General features: G+C 55.5%; 15 protein-coding genes. 3 read left to right on the top strand and 12 right to left on the bottom strand.

Features of this window, described 5'->3' with window-relative positions; translation table 11 throughout:
• The first annotated feature begins 288 nt into the window (after nt 1–288).
• Nucleotides 289–489 (top strand): hypothetical protein, encoded by a 201-nt coding sequence (locus tag AACR93_RS22920; RefSeq protein ID WP_144406139.1) that lies wholly within the window; start codon nt 289–291, stop codon nt 487–489.
• A 52-nt stretch (nt 490–541) separates the two neighbouring features.
• On the opposite strand, the gene AACR93_RS22915 is transcribed toward AACR93_RS22920, so the two are convergent.
• From AACR93_RS22915 to radC, 6 genes are all read right to left on the bottom strand, one after another.
• The gene (locus tag AACR93_RS22915; RefSeq protein ID WP_043852070.1) at nt 542–1,990 is read right to left on the bottom strand and encodes a hypothetical protein; all 1,449 of its coding nucleotides are present in this window, start codon (nt 1,988–1,990) and stop codon (nt 542–544) included.
• 138 nt (nt 1,991–2,128) lie between these two features.
• Nucleotides 2,129–2,686 (bottom strand): recombinase family protein, encoded by a 558-nt coding sequence (locus tag AACR93_RS22910; RefSeq protein WP_043852069.1) that lies wholly within the window; start codon nt 2,684–2,686, stop codon nt 2,129–2,131.
• Between the two features lie 240 nt (nt 2,687–2,926).
• On the bottom strand, nt 2,927–3,070 hold the full coding sequence (locus AACR93_RS22905) for a hypothetical protein (RefSeq protein WP_167332170.1): 144 nt from the start codon (nt 3,068–3,070) through the stop codon (nt 2,927–2,929).
• Nucleotides 3,067–3,207, bottom strand: a complete 141-nt coding sequence (locus AACR93_RS22900; RefSeq protein WP_021230273.1) for a hypothetical protein — start codon at nt 3,205–3,207, stop codon at nt 3,067–3,069. Before AACR93_RS22900 ends, AACR93_RS22905 begins: the two co-directional genes overlap by 4 nt.
• 5 nt (nt 3,208–3,212) lie before the next feature.
• Nucleotides 3,213–3,581 carry a DUF2787 family protein gene (locus AACR93_RS22895; RefSeq protein ID WP_043852068.1) on the bottom strand — a complete coding sequence of 123 codons (369 nt, stop codon included), beginning with the start codon at nt 3,579–3,581 and terminating at the stop codon, nt 3,213–3,215.
• Nucleotides 3,578–4,045, bottom strand: coding sequence for a RadC family protein (gene radC, locus AACR93_RS22890; RefSeq protein WP_043852067.1), 468 nt, complete (start codon nt 4,043–4,045; stop codon nt 3,578–3,580). The genes AACR93_RS22895 and radC overlap by 4 nt, the downstream gene beginning before the upstream one ends.
• Nucleotides 4,046–4,251: 206 nt before the next feature.
• Here radC and AACR93_RS22885 point away from each other — a divergent pair, with 206 nt between their 5' ends.
• On the top strand, nt 4,252–4,602 hold the full coding sequence (locus AACR93_RS22885) for a hypothetical protein (RefSeq protein ID WP_005324909.1): 351 nt from the start codon (nt 4,252–4,254) through the stop codon (nt 4,600–4,602).
• A gap of 267 nt (nt 4,603–4,869) precedes the next feature.
• On the opposite strand, the gene AACR93_RS22880 is transcribed toward AACR93_RS22885, so the two are convergent.
• The 5 genes from AACR93_RS22880 to AACR93_RS22860 are packed head-to-tail and all read right to left on the bottom strand — an operon-like array spanning nt 4,870 to nt 12,135.
• Nucleotides 4,870–8,067, bottom strand: a complete 3,198-nt coding sequence (locus AACR93_RS22880) for a type I restriction endonuclease subunit R (protein ID WP_082044183.1) — start codon at nt 8,065–8,067, stop codon at nt 4,870–4,872.
• Entirely contained in the window at nt 8,064–8,453 is a 390-nt protein-coding gene (locus tag AACR93_RS22875; protein WP_043852066.1) for an HI0074 family nucleotidyltransferase substrate-binding subunit, read from the bottom strand. The genes AACR93_RS22880 and AACR93_RS22875 overlap by 4 nt, the downstream gene beginning before the upstream one ends.
• 9 nt (nt 8,454–8,462) lie before the next feature.
• Nucleotides 8,463–8,771: a nucleotidyltransferase domain-containing protein gene (locus tag AACR93_RS22870; RefSeq protein WP_043852065.1), complete on the bottom strand. Its 309-nt coding sequence runs from the start codon at nt 8,769–8,771 to the stop codon at nt 8,463–8,465.
• Nucleotides 8,768–10,177, bottom strand: a complete 1,410-nt coding sequence (locus AACR93_RS22865; RefSeq protein WP_043852064.1) for a restriction endonuclease subunit S — start codon at nt 10,175–10,177, stop codon at nt 8,768–8,770. The genes AACR93_RS22870 and AACR93_RS22865 overlap by 4 nt, the downstream gene beginning before the upstream one ends.
• Nucleotides 10,174–12,135 carry a type I restriction-modification system subunit M gene (locus AACR93_RS22860; protein ID WP_043852063.1) on the bottom strand — a complete coding sequence of 654 codons (1,962 nt, stop codon included), beginning with the start codon at nt 12,133–12,135 and terminating at the stop codon, nt 10,174–10,176. Before AACR93_RS22860 ends, AACR93_RS22865 begins: the two co-directional genes overlap by 4 nt.
• Nucleotides 12,136–12,727: 592 nt before the next feature.
• On the opposite strand from AACR93_RS22860, the gene AACR93_RS22855 reads away from it, so the two are divergent.
• Nucleotides 12,728–15,373, top strand: coding sequence for a phage/plasmid primase, P4 family (locus tag AACR93_RS22855; RefSeq protein ID WP_043852062.1), 2,646 nt, complete (start codon nt 12,728–12,730; stop codon nt 15,371–15,373).
• Nucleotides 15,374–15,569: 196 nt separating this feature from the next.
• Here AACR93_RS22855 and AACR93_RS22850 read toward each other — a convergent pair.
• The coding region (locus tag AACR93_RS22850; RefSeq protein ID WP_052497111.1) for a site-specific integrase at nt 15,570–16,624 on the bottom strand (1,055 nt) is incomplete at its 5' end.

Below are 16,624 nucleotides of genomic sequence, written 5' to 3'. Positions count from 1 at the left end.
GACGGGTTATCAATGCGAGCCCAAATAAATCAGGCACTTAGGGATGGAACTGATTGCCATCACAGTGTTCTGAAACCTCAACAAGCGAGAACCCGCCGGAAGTACGGTCATCCACATCAAGTGGACATGCTTAAATTGGTAACAAACGGGGGTAATCCTACCCGCCCGCCCCTAGATAAATCAATTCGGAAAGAGCATTTAATCATCTTCTCATACCCCAAATTGGACTTAGCCAAAACCCTGCTAGACTAACCATCGGTCAAACATCAAGCATTTAGGGAGCGCAATATGGCCAAAAGATCATCTGACCATGCTAATGTTGGGAAGTTTGCCGGTGCTGGAGCAGGTTTGTTTGCTGTACTAGGTAGCGTACTTGCGGGACTTCCGGGCGCTGTAATTGGAGGAAGTATTGGTGGTGGTGTCGGTGGTGCCTTGGGCCATCACCTAGATGAGGATAAAGATAAAGGTAGCGATGAAAGTAAAAAATAATCGTGTCAGATGTCAGTAAAAAGGAGCCCGGTCGCAGGCTCCTTTTGGATCATTAGTTGCCACATGCTCCCCACGCAATACCATCAGTGCCGCACTCTTCTTTGTGCGTCCCATCAGCAAAGACGGTGAACTTGCGGTAACGCCCTTGGTTGTCATAGCTGATAGTGGTGGTGACCTTGTTGCTGTCAGTCACGGTCTGCTTCTTGAACCAAGCACCAGCATCCGGCTCCGGCGTCTTGTCATCATAGCGGTACGGTAGTTTCTCAAAGGCAGCGACCAGTTCGCTCATGTTGCGGGTTGCATGATCATCCGCCATCCCTACCCAATCGTTCAGGAAGGGGAAGCTGTTAGAGCCACCGAGGAAATAGACAAACTGGCTGCCATAGTCAGCTTCGGCATCCTTGTAACCGACCGTCGCATAGCGGCCAGTAATCGCTCCAGCCAAACTCTCAGGGATGCAGTCGGCAAAGATGCCTGCCTCACCTCCGGCCAAGTTCACCAGCTCATACTCCTTCCCATCTGCCGTCGTGGAAACGGTCTCCTTGATATCGCAAGTATAGGGCGCGTCGTCACCACCACGAGACTCAAACTCGTAGCTGTTGCTATAGCGATAACCATTGCCCGTTACGCTGGTCTTCTCGCCATAGATGATGGTTCTGATGTCTTGGCTGAAGTCATCGCTGACCTTGACCAGTTCAGTCCGGCTCTTGTTGGTCCAATAGATTCCCTGATCACGATACCAAGCCTGCGGATAGGCATTATCGTGGTCTCTATAATCCCCCTGGTGGTAATCCACGTAGGCATAGAACGCATCAGGATGGGCACGCTTTAGCTCTTCACTGGCGCTGAATGACTTCTGTAGCCCGCGTACGATTTCTTGGGCCTTGATCGCCGTCTCGTCATCACCGGTAGCGATAAAGTCATCAAACAGTTTATTCTCGGGGATGTTGTAGTGATACACCACCCGATCCACAGCCTGTTTCAGTGACTGCATCAGCTGCTCACGCTTTTGCTGATTTTCCATCACACTCTGGCAAGTCAGAGCCCCACCAGCAGCCAACTCCTTTTCTACTGAACTCCACAGCACAGTGGTCAGCGGCGTCACATGATAGAAATCATCTTGCGTGATCGGCTTGAACTTTGGCGGTAGTACCATCTGATAAGCCTTCTCAACAGGCCCCAGATCCTGGTCCACGGCCCCCACAGGCACATCGACAACCAAGGGCACGTATTGAGCACACGCTTGCTGAGCCTCTGTCAGCTCCAGACGATAATCACCTGCCCCAGATGTGGTGCTCTTAGGTTCTCCCTCATCCCATTGCCGATTGAAGTTCAGGTCCAGATAGACAGAGGCCCCTTGGACATACCCATCGATCGCCTTCCCCGAGATCGCAGCCTTGGGTTTAGGAGGGGTCGGGGTGCCACCGCTATCTCCACCACCACCTCCACAAGCAGTCAGAGCTATGCATACACCCATACTCACCAGTGAACGAACTGACATCTATTTCTCTCCTTGTCTTTTTTATTATCAGCACACCGAGCACAATTTGATTCCAAAGGAGGCATGCTAATAAATCGCAGCTAAGATTTGTGTGATTGATAGCGCTTTCACGCATTAATGACGACTTTATCTTGTTGATTACATTGATCTTCCCTCTAACTGCCTGAGTATTCTTTGCACACTGGAGAGGCTGATCCCCGTCCGACGTGCGATTTCAGCCTTGGCAAGTCCTCTTGCTGCGAGTGCCTGCACCTCTTCCCCCTTCGCCATGGCTGTCGGCTTGCGGCCCTTGTAGACCCCACGCCGCCTAGCCAGCTCAATCCCTTCAGCCTGTCGCTCCAGCATCAGCTCCCGCTCAAACGTGGCGATGGCACCGATCATGGTCAGCATCAGTTTTCCGGTAGGTGTCGAGGTATCGATACCCAGATTCAAAATCCTCAGAGCAACCCGCTTAGCGTGCAGGTACTCCGAGATCTCCAACAGGTGGCGAGTGTTGCGAGCCAAGCGATCCAGCTTGGTCACCACCACCACATCTCCCTCACGAACAAAATCCAGCATCAACGCGAGCTGCGGGCGATCATCCTTGGCACCGCTCACCTTCTCCCTGAATATCTTGCTGCACTCGGCCAGAGCCTGAAGCTGGGCATCCAGGCTCTGCCCCACAGTGCTGACACGTGCATATCCCACCAGTGCCATGGTCTCCTCCTGGTCAATAGGGCAAGGTACACTGACGCGACCGGTCAGAAGGTCGAAAGGAACCCATATGACCGGCAAAAAGTGGCACTTTCGCTCGCGTCACACGGGCTTGGTCTATTGACCTGAGCCAGTGATACAAATGAAAACGGGCCGCTCCGTGATGGAGGGCCCGCAGGGGTAGTCAACCAGATGCTCTGGCTGCTCTATCTATTGGTCATGCAGGGTGCCGACCAGGGGATCTCAATGACGCGTCGACCCGCCAGGCATCCGTAATACCTTGGCCAGCTCCTCAGCGTGAGCCTTGTCACGGGCGATTAGGCGGATCATCAGGGTTCCCCCTGCAATGGCAACCAGAGTCACCGAGGTCAGGATCATTTTGTTCATGGGTAGTCCTCTTCGTTCATGTTGTAGAAGTGTGGCGGCATGTAGCGGGCCATCATCGCGTTGACGATGACCGACGCAAATGCCGTCAGGGCTGCCTTCAAGGCGTCCAGCAGCAAGGTTTTCATGAAGTCATTCATGGCGATTACTCAGGGGTTATCTTCAGGCGGTAGACCTCCATCCGGTGATAGTCGAGAAAGTTCCTCTCCCAGAGCCGGTAGAGGTCCATGGTGGTGGCCAGTGGCCGCTCTCCACTCCAGAGCTGTGATGCCAGCCCGGCGTTGAAGTCAAAATCGAGATCCTTGACCAGCTCGCCACCGAGGTAAGTGAACTCAGTAACGTAGGCCATCCCCCAGCTGCCAGCCCGTTTCTCCAGACGGATTTCGACCGGACGGTAACCACCGGTGTCGGCGGAATAATCGTGACTGCGGAAGTTGAGGGTCAGGGCGGTGGCGTCGGGGTAGCTGCCGATGATCTTGGTGAACAAAGCCTGTAGCGGTTTGGATGGGGTCATAGCAACCCCCTATCGGCAAACGAGACGATGTCGTGCTGTCCCACCACAAAGTGGTCGAGCACTCGCACGTCTACCATCTCAAGCAGATCCTTGAGACGAGCGGTAACAGCCTTGTCGGCATCCGAGGGGTCGACCATACCGGAGGGGTGGTTGTGGGCCAGAATGACCGCAGCGGCGTTTCTGTTAAGGGCCGCCTTGACCACCTCACGGGGGTGAACGGTGCCTGCATTGATGGTGCCGAAGAACAGCTCCTGGTAATCGAGCAGTCGGTGTTGATTGTCGAGCAGCATGACGGCGAACACTTCCCGCTCGTACTCCCCCATCTTGAGCCGAAGGAAGTCTGCTGCCGCTTTGGGTTGAGTGAAGGCATTGCCAAGATGCCGCTGTCGGCTCTCCAGAATGGCCAATGCCTGATTGATGATGTGATCGCCCTGTCCGGGTTGATCATCATAGTGTTGTGACATAACAGTAACCTCGCGTCGTTTGGGTACACGAGTTACTTATGCCAGGGGGCGGATCAGATATTGAACGACGGTTTCCCGCCGGTGACTTTGTCAGATTGCGTCGGTCAGGGTATAAGTACCCTGGAGGGGCACCCTTAAAATGTCAGGGATGCACCAAAAAAATATCTAACCGAAACGCCAACTTAGCGATGATGTAAGGAAACAGCATGATTTACGAGCCACAAATCCACCCCACCCATATCATGATGGATGAAGAAGTCGAGAAGAGCCCGCTGGGCCAGAAGATGAAGAACGAGCTGATCGAGCGTTGCAGTAGAAGCAACACACCGGCACTCTGGATTATCGAGAACTACCACCGTAAGGGCTACCTTCGTGGTGATTTCGCCATCACCCCCGAGCAGGCCCAGCTAGTCCAGTCCTTCCTCCATCGGAAAGGGCTGCCGGATGCATTCGTCACGACTCACATGCTGGACTCTGGCTACGCCGATGGGCTGGCGTTGGAGCACATCGCCAAGGCGGTTCATGTGATGCTGTCCGAGGAGGTGGTGGCTGCGTAAATCTGCTGATTTTGGATCGGGCCCTTTTGCCCGCCATCAAAGGCAAAGGGGTCATTTTGGATGTTCAATCTGCTGAAATTTCAGCATTTTATAGAACTTTTTCTGTATGAAATCTCGTAGAAAAAGTTCTTAAATCTGCCAAAATTTCAGCAGATCGGCAGACCTCCTCGACCTACCTAGCCTAGGATGGTGTTCCCACTTCCTTTGCTCGGTCTCGTTGCCCGCTGAAGGAGCACGTCAACCCTGACATGCCTCTCCAGCAAACGCCTACTGGCTCTGTGTCCGTAATGACTGATGGCCAGCCAACCCCTCGAGCAGCAAGTCCAGCAGCATATTCTGCAATGCCCTGGCCTTATCGGGGTGAGAGAGGTACGTCAGCGACATGCCCTGCTGGGTTTCCATTCGCCCGATGACGGCTTCATCCACCGCATTCGGGAAATCGCCATGCAGAATCGATTCCCGTGGGTTATTGCGGACCTGCTCCATCAGGGGGCCGTTCTCGCTTAGCTTGCTGACCATCCCCTGCACCCAGTCGAGCTTGTCCCCATCAGTCACGTCCAGGCCAAACAGATCGTTCATCCGAGCCAGCAGTTCGGAGAGGAAATCCTTCTTCTCCTCTTTCGGCTTGGCGCTGCCGAGGGAGGCGATCCCCTCCAGCCCATAACCGGCCGCATTCTCTTTGAGTTGCAGATCCTGTGTCCGCTTGGCCTTAAGGTGGTAGTGGCTCAGCATCACCGATGAAAGGTCTACTTGCTCTTCATCCAACACCTCTTCCCGCAGCAGGGGCAGCAGGTGGCGTGCAAAGACACACAGCCGCTCCATGTCGTAATCGTCGAAGGGGGTGATCTGGGAGACAAACTCGTAGAACCGCACATAGCCGTTGAGGTTCTTCTTGAACAGCTCCAGCACCGAACGGGCTTCCCCTGCCTCCTTCAGGCGACGCTCGGCGTTGGCCTGATCACTCCCTGAGCCGCCCTGTTCGATCAGCCACTTGAGCTGGGTCCGACACTCCCGAATAGCATCGATGGCCAGCCGGTAACGCTTGGCGAAGCGATCTCTGGCCGGAACGGCGTGCCGCAAGAAGGCATCGGCCCCCCGTTTGGGGTCGAAGTAGGCATCGGTAAACGCTACCACCTCGGGCCAGGTGAAGATCCCTTCGCCCTTGAGCTTGTGGAACAGGTCATAGATCAGGTTGGGATCCGACACTGAGTCCAGCGTGGCGGTTTCGTAATACTTCTGGAACTCTTCCAGTACATCCTGCGGGTCGTTCACGAAGTCGAGTACATAGGTACTTTCCTTGCCCGGATAGGTGCGATTGAGCCGCGAGAGGGTCTGGATGCAGTCCACCCCGGTCAGCTTCTTGTCCACATACATGGCACACAGCTTGGGCTGATCGAACCCGGTCTGGAACTTGTTGGCCACCAGCATCACCTGATAGTCAGCCGTATCGAACGCCTTACGCATGTCCCTGCCCTTCAGCTCCGGGTTCATGTTCCGCTCGTTCCACGTCTGTCCCTCGTCCTCGATGTCGCCCGAGAAGGCCACCATGGCCCGAATGGCTTGATAACCCTGGTCCTTAACGTACTTGTCGAAGGCCAGCTTGTAGCGGACCGCCTCCATCCGGCTGCTGGTCACCACCATGGCTTTCGCCTGACCGGCCAGCAGCGGTGCAACGTGCTGGCGGAAGTGCTCGACTATCACCTGCACTTTCTGGCCAATGTTGTGCGGGTGCAGCCGGACCCACTGGGATAGCTTGCGCTTGGCCTTCTTGCTGTCCACTTCTGCATCAGCCGCTTCGCTCTCCATCGCCAGCTTATAGGCCAGTTGGTAGCTGGTGTAGTTCCGCAGCACGTCAAGGATGAACCCCTCCTCGATCGCCTGGCGCATGGTGTAGACATGGAATGGCTCGGGTTTGTTCTCATCAGAAATGGGCAGATGGGGCTTGGGCGGGCGACCGAACAGCTCCAGCGTCTTGGCCTTCGGGGTAGCAGTGAAGGCGAAGTAGCTGATGTTCTGGCTGCCGCCACGGGCAGCCAAGGTCAGGTTCATCACATCCTCGGCCGAGAGCTCTTCTTCATCATTCAACTGCTCGGCCATCAACACCTCACGCAGCTGACGGGCAGTCTTGCCGGTCTGGCTGGAGTGAGCCTCGTCGGCCACCACCGCAAAGCGGCTGGCCTTCAGGCTGGAGCTCTCCTGAATCGCCTTGAGCACATGGGGGAAGGTCTGAATGGTGACGATAATGATGGGAGTGCCGCTGGTCAGTGCCTCGGCCAACTGAGCAGATTTGCTGCCATCCCCCTCTTCCCGATTAATGCGGGAGATCACCCCGGATGCGTGATCGAACTGAGCGATGGTCTCCTGCAACTGGCTATCGAGCACGGTCCGGTCGGTGACGACGATGACCGAATTGAACAGCTTATCCCCCGAGCCACCGTCACTGACTCGCCGCAGCGACGCCAGCTGATGGGTCAACCAAGCGATAGAGTTCGACTTGCCCGAGCCCGCCGAGTGCTGGATCAGGTACTTCTGGCCGCTGCCTTCCTGCCGGAGGGTCGCCAACAGCGTCTCCACCACCTTCCACTGGTGATAGCGGGGGAAGATCATCGTCTCTTTCTTCTTACGACGGCCGAGGGCGTCCTCATCAAAGGTGACTTGCAGATGCAGATAGCGGCCCAGAATATTGAGGAAGGTCTCGGGTGCGAAAATCTCCTGCCATAGGTACTCGCTGGCATAGCCTGTCTCAGGCTGATCGTTCCCTGCCCCACCCTTGGCGGTGCCCCGGTTGAACGGCAGGAAGAAGGTATCTGCTCCGGCCAGCCGGGTGGTCATCGCCACCTCAAACTGATTGACGGCAAAGTGCACCAGGGCTCCGCGACGGAAAGCCAGCAAGGGCTCACGTTTGCCCGCCGTCACCAGTGGGCGGTCGAAGCGGTACTGCTGCTTGGCGTTCTCCAGACTCTGTTTGAAGCAAGACTTGAGCTCCAGCGTTGCCACCGGTATGCCGTTGAGAAACAGAGTGAGATCGAGTCGTCCATCATAGCCGTGAGGGCTGTAAACCAGCTCTGGCACCACCCGCAGCCGGTTCTTGGCATAACGCTCGCAAAGCGTGGGGTTAAGGTCATGGTCAGGCTTGAAGGTGGCCACTGCCAGCCGGTGCCCTCGATCCTCTACCTGATGACGGAGTAACCACAAGGTGCCCCGCTCATCGCTCTCAAGAGCCCTGACCACGGCGTTGAGCAGATGACGCTCTGGCTCCTCACCGTAGGTTTTACAGTATTTCTGCCACCCCTCTGGCTGGCTCTCCTGCACATAGGCGATCAAATCTTCCGGATAGAGGGCTCGCTCTTTGTCATAGAGTGCCGACTCACCGACCAACCAACCTGATGCGACCAGTTGCTCGATGATATGATCCTGAAATGCCTTCTCCCGAGCCCTATTTTCCAAACTGAGGTCCAGGCTCATGGCTGACCCCCTCGGGCCAGCAGTACCTGATAAAGCGACTGCATCGCCGCCAGATGCCCCGGCAGACGGCTATAGATCTCGACCGCAAGAGCTTCCTTGTAGGTATGCGAGGTCAGGTTGCGATCTTTGAGCATCGACAACCAGACCGTCTCATCGGCCAGCCAGTGGGCCGCATAGGCTTGGCTCATGCACTCACGGGGGGTATTGGCTTCGATACCTTCCGCCGCCAGCGCCTTTTTCAGGGTCTTCCAGGTCAGTTCGATACAGAACTCGAAGCGTTGGATGCTGGCATCGACCACCAGCGGTTGGCTCGCGTCATAGCTCAGGGATTCGGCGAGGCGTTTGAGGGCGTTGCCAAGGGCAACCAGATTCAGATCCAGACTCATAACACATCCTTAAGGCGTCATTCGACGGTAGAGCGGCACCCTGTCACACAGGATGGCCTGATACAGCGGGCTCTGGGGCGACTCCTCATCGAGTCGCACACAATCGATAGGGAGCAGGGTATCGGCCTCATCGATGATCGCCAACACCTGCTGCCATTGCGCCTCGCTGGCATCGGGGCACTCGATGGCCAGATCGATATCGGAACGCTCACGGTGGTCGCCACGGGCCCGTGAACCAAACAGCCAGATCGCCTCGACAAACGGTAAGGCTGCCAGTTGGCTGACAAAGTCGTAGCACGCCAGCCCCGTTAGCGTCATGCGGCCACCTCTTCGGCAGGCTGTGTCCAGCCACGCAGATCGATCTTGCCGGTAACGGCGGCGGAGATCAGGGCGGTGCGGCGTTCTTGCATCAATTGGATAGCCTTATTTGCAATATCAATCAGCTTGCCAAATTGCATTGCATGTTTGGCAACAACCTCCACAATTTGGGTCTGTTCACTAATTGGAGGGACTAACTGCTTAAGATAGCCAAGGCGATCTGACTTGATTCCTAGAGCTGTTGAACCTGTAGCAAAAGTCATCAATCCGTGTTGGAACTCTGTAGATTGTATGAACAGCTTCAAATATGAGCAGTCAAGTATATCCCGTAGCCCCCTGAATTTGATGATTCGTTGAGCTAATGCGATGCTCTCGTTATCAACTTGGGCGACTTCGCCTAAAGGAGCCTCGGTCGTAAATAAGACATCCCCAAGCTTAGGCTTTCCTCGGCGCATAACTTCTTCGTAGTCATCCTCAGAGATGAACTCCTCTGACAGGTGGTAGTCAATTGAGCCATTTTTTATATTTCTGGCAGTGACAAGAAAAACACCAGACTCAGTTTTTGTTGGCGTTTTGCCACGGTAATCGACTATTGGCTCTATATATTTCTTAAACCCAGCAACAATCCAATGCTTCGGCACTTGGCCGAGCCACTCGACGCCGGAGTCTTTCATCGGGGCATCGGGGTTGAGACCCTTGGTGACGGCGTGGGAGATCACCGCTTGCCGTTTCTCTTTCAGCAGTTCGATCAGCCGCTGCTGCTGGGCAATCAGCCGATCAATTCGGGCGGTTTCGTAGTCGAGGAAAGCGGCTATCCGTTGTCTTTCGTCTTGTGATGGAAGCCAAATATCAGCCCCTCGAAGAATCGCTTGGGTGATACTGAAAACTTTGACGCCTTTCACTGCATGACGAATAGCTGTGCGAAATTCTTTCGAGTCAAAAAGATATGCAAAAAAACGATGACTACTTTTATCGATTGGACGAACGATAATGGTGTGATAGCCAGCGAATGTTACAACGTCGCTTGTTAACTGAGTGAAATTACCAGACCCATCGATATCTTCGGATGTATCGGCAAAGACAAAGTCACCGATATTCAGCACTGAGCTGGATGACGTTTTTAAATAATCTTCTTCAACACACCTCAAAGGATGCTTTGTTGGGTCCACTTCGAAACCGTATTTCGAATGTACTTCGCCATAGTTAACGCAAGGAATACCTTCATCACGAAGATTTTCTTTGGTAATAGTCAGCCCTTTACCAAACGTGAACATATAGCGCAATTTGCTCGTTAGCCAATGACTTGGCATATCCCCTAACCACTCAACCCCAGAATCCTTATATTCCGGATACGGCTTATATTTTCCCACCAGCCCTTGCTGAGATGTTGCTACTGCCTCGCTCATGAATGCACCTCCGCCAGCAACTGCATAATCTCCTTGGCTACCGCATCGAGATCGGCATCGATAGCCGCCAGCTCACGGGGCGGCTGGTACTGGTAGAAGTGGCGGTTAAAGGGGATCTCATAACCGACGATGCCGACCTGACCATCGAGCGGATCGGTTTTGCTGGTGTCGATCCAGGCATCCGGCACATGGGGCAGCACCTCACGCTTCAGATAGTCATGAATGTCTTCCCCCAGCGGCACATTTTCGTTATCCCGTAGATCTGGATTGGCTTCCGGCTCGCCCTTGGTTTTACACACTTCAGCGGCATCGTCCTGCTCAGCCAAATGGCTTACCAGCAGTTTGAAGGCCGGGGCTGGCAGCTTAACCTCACCTAGCAGCTTGGTCAGCTGCTTTTTGAACTTGTCGCGAGAGAGCAACTTGGCCTCAGCGAACTGGCCCAAGGCAGTCAGGATGGCAGACTGCAAGGTGCCATCGAGCTTGGCCCAGCCCTTGTCGGCAGTGAGGCTAGCAAGGCGCTCGGCATCCTGTGGGTAGAATGCAAGTTTCAGCGGCCGCTCCACGGTGATACGGCGATAACCGAAGGCGGTGGTGGGGAAGATCTTGGCGATCGGGCTCGCCTCGAAACGGCTGGCGAGGCGGACGATTTGCTCAATCGCCTCGTCGCTCAGTTGTTTACGCTTACTCCCCAATGACTTACGCATCGGGCTGTGCAGGTCACTGGCGTTGATCAGCAGCACCTTGCCCTTACGCTCGGTCGGTTTGTGGTTCGACAGCACCCAGATATAGGTGGCGATGCCGGTGTTGTAGAACATGTCGGTGGGCAGGGCCACCAGGGTATCGAGCAGGTCGTGCTCGAGGATATAGCGGCGGATCTCGCTCTCGCCGCTACCCGCCCCACCGGTAAAGAGCGGAGAGCCGTTGAGGATGACGCCGATACGGGCGCCCTCCGGCTTCATCTTGGCGATAAGATGTTGCAGGAACAAGAGTGAGCCGTCAGAAACACGGGGCAGACCTGCCCCGAAGCGGCCGCTGTGGCCCTTTAGCAGGTGTTCGTCCCGGACTTGCTTCTCGACCTTCTTCCAGTCCACCCCGAATGGCGGGTTGGAGAGGCAGTAATCGAACTTCTCCAGCGGCAACTGGTCGTCAGATAGGGTGTTGCCCAGCTTAATGTTGCTGATGTCCTGCCCCTTGATCAGCATGTCGGCCTTACAGATGGCAAAGGACTCGGGGTTGAGCTCTTGCCCAAAGGTGGCCAGACGAGCGGCGGGGTTCAGCTCGTGCAGGTACTCCATGCCGCAGGAGAGAAAACCACCGGTGCCCGCGGTGGGGTCATAGATGGTCCGCACCACCCCCGCCGTCGTTAGGGCCTCGTCATCGGCAGCAAACACCAGAGAGGTGGTGAGCCGCACGATGTCACGGGGGGTGAAGTGCTCACCGGCGGTCTCGTTAGAGCTCTCGGCAAACTTGCGGATCAGCTCCTCAAACACCAGACCCATGTGGTAGTTGTCGACGGTTTCGGGGGAGAGATCGACGTTGGCGAAGTTACGGACCACCTTGTAGAGCAGGTCGGCATCTTCCAGCAGATCGATGCTGGCGGCGAAGTTGAAGTGCTCGAACACCTCGAACGCCTCACGGGAAAAGCCCCGCACATAAGCATCCAGGTTGTCACCGATCTGCTTCTCGCCGAGATTGTCGAGCGTGAGCTTGGCGGTGTTGTAGAAGCTCTGCCCGGCGGCATTGAGCAGCAGCTTATGGCGGGCCAGCTCGGGCATGGCCTTGGTGCTCTCGGCGGTGGCCAGCACCTTGTCACGGGTCGGGGCCAGTACGCACTCAAGACGACGTAACACGGTGAATGGCAGGATGATGCGGCCATACTGGGACTGTTTGAAATCACCTCGCAGGAGGTCAGCCACCGACCAGATGAGATTGGCAAGGGAGGAGATATTGGTTGTCATGGAAACCCCGTGGGACGCTCGAAATAGCGTGATCCTATCACAGCATCTGGCCTCCAGTCGTGGCCTCGGAGCAGGCTGCGTAAATCTGCCGTTTTTGATTTTCCCGTTTGGCCCACCAACAAGGGCAAAAGGGCCAATTAGGGTGCTCAATCTGCGGAAATTTCAGCATTTTATAGAACTTTTTCTGTGTGAGACTTCGTAGAAAAAGTTCTTAAATCTGCCAAAATTTCAGCAGATCGGCAGACCTCATATCCCACCTATTTGGCGGGGCGGAGGGCAGCTATCAACTTAGTAAGGGATGTCACTACATCACCTGTTGTCAATCATTAGAATATTTCATGAATAGCCGTTTTTGCGTTGTTCACAACGAAAACTCGAAATGGGACCTTGGGGAGGAAAAAAGAGGGGTTGTATTGCTTCTGCCGATCCGTATAGTCGGGGTTGTCGGCGGGCAGACGCCCCCGCACATCGCACCTTGGCTCACGCCATAGGCCCACGGGGGGCGCTGTTACCCGACCTGATTACCGCCGCTTGGAACACACACAACCTAATTTTAGTTCCACAGCAGCGGTCCTCTAAGAGGAGAGACACCATGTCTCAATCCACTCAATTTGACCTTGAATTTGCCCTGGCCGATGCTGGCCACTCCCTGACTATCGACTTTGCTGCCATCAAAGAGCAGTTCCCCATTATGGATGTCGCCTCGGCCCTGACCGGGCAAGACGTCAAGAAAGTCGGCTCCAACACCTATCGACTGGATGATGCCAGTTGCCCACTGTGCGGCCATAATGATTGCTTCACCCTCTATCCTGACGACGATAGCTTCCACTGCTTCAGTTGCGAGGAAAGAGGCGACGTGTTCGATCTGATCGTCAAGTGCGGTCAAGCCGACAAGGCATCTGATGCTGCTCGTCTGCTCCTGCTGGGAGAACTGGCAGTCACCCCAACCGTTCGCAAAGTGGTGAAGCTGGAGCAGCCGATCTACACGGCCCCACCTGCTCGCCTGCAAGAACTCTTCAATCTCGCAGCTAGTCACTATCAGTCCCGTCTGGATGTAGACGAACTGATGGAGCGGCGTGGCCACTCTGAGGAGGTGTTGGTGGGGTTGGATATCGGCTTCTCCGGTGGCCTGAACAAGGTTCTGAAGGATGCAGGGTTCAGCCAAGAGGAGCGACTGGCCTCCGGTCTGGTCAAGCTTCGCAACGATGCCCCAGATCTGCTTCGTGACTTCTTCCCGAGTGGTGTCTATGTGTTCCCGCACTTCGACCGCAACGGACAAGTCAGCCGCTTCACCTTCAAGGATCCAAATAAGGGTCAACCGTACCAACTGCCGAGCCGTCATTGGCTTAACGGGGTGCAGTTCTACGGGGAAGAGTGTCTGAATGCTCCAGGTCCTGTCGCCCTGGTAGAAGGAGAGAATGACCGCCTGTCACTAGTAGATGTCGGTTGGCCGGGCCCTGTACTCGCGACTATTGGCACGCTGTCACAGACCCAATTGGATTGGCTGAAGCGTGAGCTGACTGAACGTGACGTCGTGACCTTCTTCGACACCGATGAGGCGGGCGACAAGTACCGCTCAAAGATGGCTCGGCTGGGCCTCAAGCTGACCCAAGTCAAGCTGCCAGATTGCGTGAAGGATATCGACGAATACCTGCATGGCGACAACCCCTTGCCTCTAACCGAGCTGGTGGCGGCATTCACCCTGGTTGAGCCTGTGGCTGAGGTCGAAGCCGAAGCCGAAGCCGAAGCCGAAGCCGTTCAGGACGATGATCAGCATCTGGAAGTCGTCAAGGTCCTGCCACGTACAGCCATCTTTGAAAACGAGCTCAACGATTCGGCCAACGCCGAACGGTTCGTGCAGATGCACGGGCATAACCTGAAGTTCGTCCCTGAGTTAGGTGGCTTCATCCACTTCGATGGTACGCACTGGACCCAGAATGACTTGACGCCCATGATCCTTGCTCAAACCGTGGGCAAAGAGATCCAGGAAATCGGGCAGATGTTGATCAAGCAGGCGTGCAAGAAAGAGGAGCTGTCTTGGGCTTATGCAGTGCTCAGACACGGTTCTAGCAGCCTTAACCGGGCTGGCATTCAGAACATGTTGGAACTGGCCAAGCCGATGATGACGGCAAGACTGCACGAGCTGAACGCCAATCCGATGCTGTTGGGCACGGCGAACGGTGTCATCGACCTGAAGTCGGGTCGCCTGTTGGCACCGAGACGGGCATTCATGATGACCCACCATAGCCCGGTGGTCTACGACCCAGCTGCTGTCTGCCCGCGATGGGAGCAGTTCATCGACGAGATCTGCTGTGGTAATGCCGAGTACGCTGCCTTCCTGCAACGTTGTGTGGGCTACTGGATCACCGGCCGCACCGACGAACAGCTCCTGTTCTTCCTCCACGGGGGCGGCTGCAACGGCAAGAGTACCTTCATGTCGGTCATTCAGCAGTTGCTGGGAGAGTTCAGTCGGCAGATCAACAGTAACGTCTTGCTGTTCAACCGCAACGGCAATACCGGGCCGAACCCGTCCCTGACCAAGCTGGTGGATGCACGTCTGGTGGTCGCCAACGAGCTGCCTGAGGGGGCCCGTATGGATGAGAACTTGGTGAAGGCCATGACGGGGGATGACGTAATTGTCGCTCGTGCTCCCTACGCCAAGAAGGAGATGGAGTTCCGCCCATCCTTCTCTCTGGTGATGGTGGGCAACCACAAGCCCGAGATCCGCGATACCAGCAATGGCATGTGGCGTCGGATGCTGATGCTGCCCTTCAATGCCTCCTTCACGAAGGAACAGCTGGACCCAATGCTGATGGAGAAGCTGCGGGCCGAGATGCCCGGCATTCTGAACTGGGCCATCCAGGGCTGCCAGATGTGGCAAGAGCAGAGGCTCAAGGCATCGATTCCTGCTCGTCTCAAGCAGGATGTCGAGACCTACCGTGCCGAGTCAGATATGGTTGGCTGCTTCCTTGAAGAGTGCACCCAGGCCAGAGCAGGGGCCAAAGTGCCCATGAGCGAGGTCTACGCGGTCTACAGCCGATGGGCACAGCAGAACGGTGAATGGGCCATGAAGAAGCTGGCCCTCAAGAAGAAGCTGCTAGAAAAGGGCTATCTGATCCCCCGCTATAACAGCAAGGACACCATCATCGGGTTGACCCTGCTCGATAGCGAGATGGCTGACATGACGGTCTCAGTCCGTAGGGAGCAGCCGGAAACAGGAGCGAACTACACTGTATGACGAATGGGGGGCCTGCGGGCCCCTCTGCTGTTTTTGATTTTCCCGTTTTCCCCGCCAACAAAAGCAAAGGGCTCAAACCAAGCAATCAATCTGCAGAAATTTCAGCTATTTATAGAACTTTTTCTGTATGAGACTTCGTAGAAAAAGTTCTTAAATCTGCCAAAATTTCAGCAGATCGGCAGACCCATCCCTCCTTTTATCCGGCATCAGCAAAGGATGAGAGGGCCGCTTCTATCACCTCGCTGAGCTTCTCCAGCGAGACATCCCCACCGTATCGGTCATAGCTGATCGCCCCGTTGGTGTGACCCAAGATCGCCGCCGCATACTGCAATGGCACTCCGTGATCTTTGAGTGCTGCCCCCACGGTATGCCGCAGGCTGTGGAAGTCCTTGTCGACGGGGCGATGGCGGCTAAACCACTGCCCCCACAGGTGGCTGTAACTGTCCTGTCGATGGGGAAGCTCAGGGAAGATGCGTCCCCCTATCCTCCCCTTCACAAACTCGATGAAACCGCTCTGGAGAAGGTGCCGATGGAGAGGAACGAGACGAGCACTATTGGCCGTCTTGAGTTTCTGGTCTGGCCGTCCACTGCGAATATTCAGGCACCATATACCGTCAACCTGTTGCACATCATCGGCATAGAGCTGACAGATTTCGTTGGCACGAGCTCCGGTGAACAGACCCAGCAGAGCAATCCACCTACGGTGGGGCTCTTGCTGCTTAGCCCACCCGATAAACTTGCGACGTTCTTCCGCTGTGTACCCACTTCGTGAGTTCACCTCCTTGGCTCGCTGTAGCTTCAATCCGGCGAAGTGGTTGATGACCCCATCCTGATGGTTAGCCAGCCAGTTAAACAGCAGGGAGAGCTTCTGGAGATACTTGTTGATGGTGGTCGGGCTCTTGCCGGAGTTCAGCAGGCCCTCCTTGAACTTGACCACATCCGCTTTCCCATAGTCAGCGGCCGGTCTATCACCCAGCGCCTTGATGAAGCAGCCGATGTAGTTCTTCTGGTTGCTGAGCTCTTTCGGTGCCCAGGAGAGGGCCTTCTCTTTCAGATAGCGGTCACTCAAGACCGACAAGAGCGGAGCAAGCGGTTTGGCCGCCGGAACAGCAGGCTTGATGTGCGACTGAGGTTGAGGGTTCTCTGGCTCGCTTGCGGATTGCACGACTGGCTGAGCTCTGGAACGCACACAGGCAAGCAACTGGGCAACCTTGTTACGTGCACAAAGTTTGTCTCGGGTATGCAGGGATT

Origin of the sequence: Aeromonas sp. L_1B5_3 (assembly GCF_963866575.1) — a bacterium.
Lineage (GTDB): Bacteria > Pseudomonadota > Gammaproteobacteria > Enterobacterales > Aeromonadaceae > Aeromonas > Aeromonas jandaei.
This window is presented reverse-complemented; position numbering and strand designations above follow the sequence as displayed.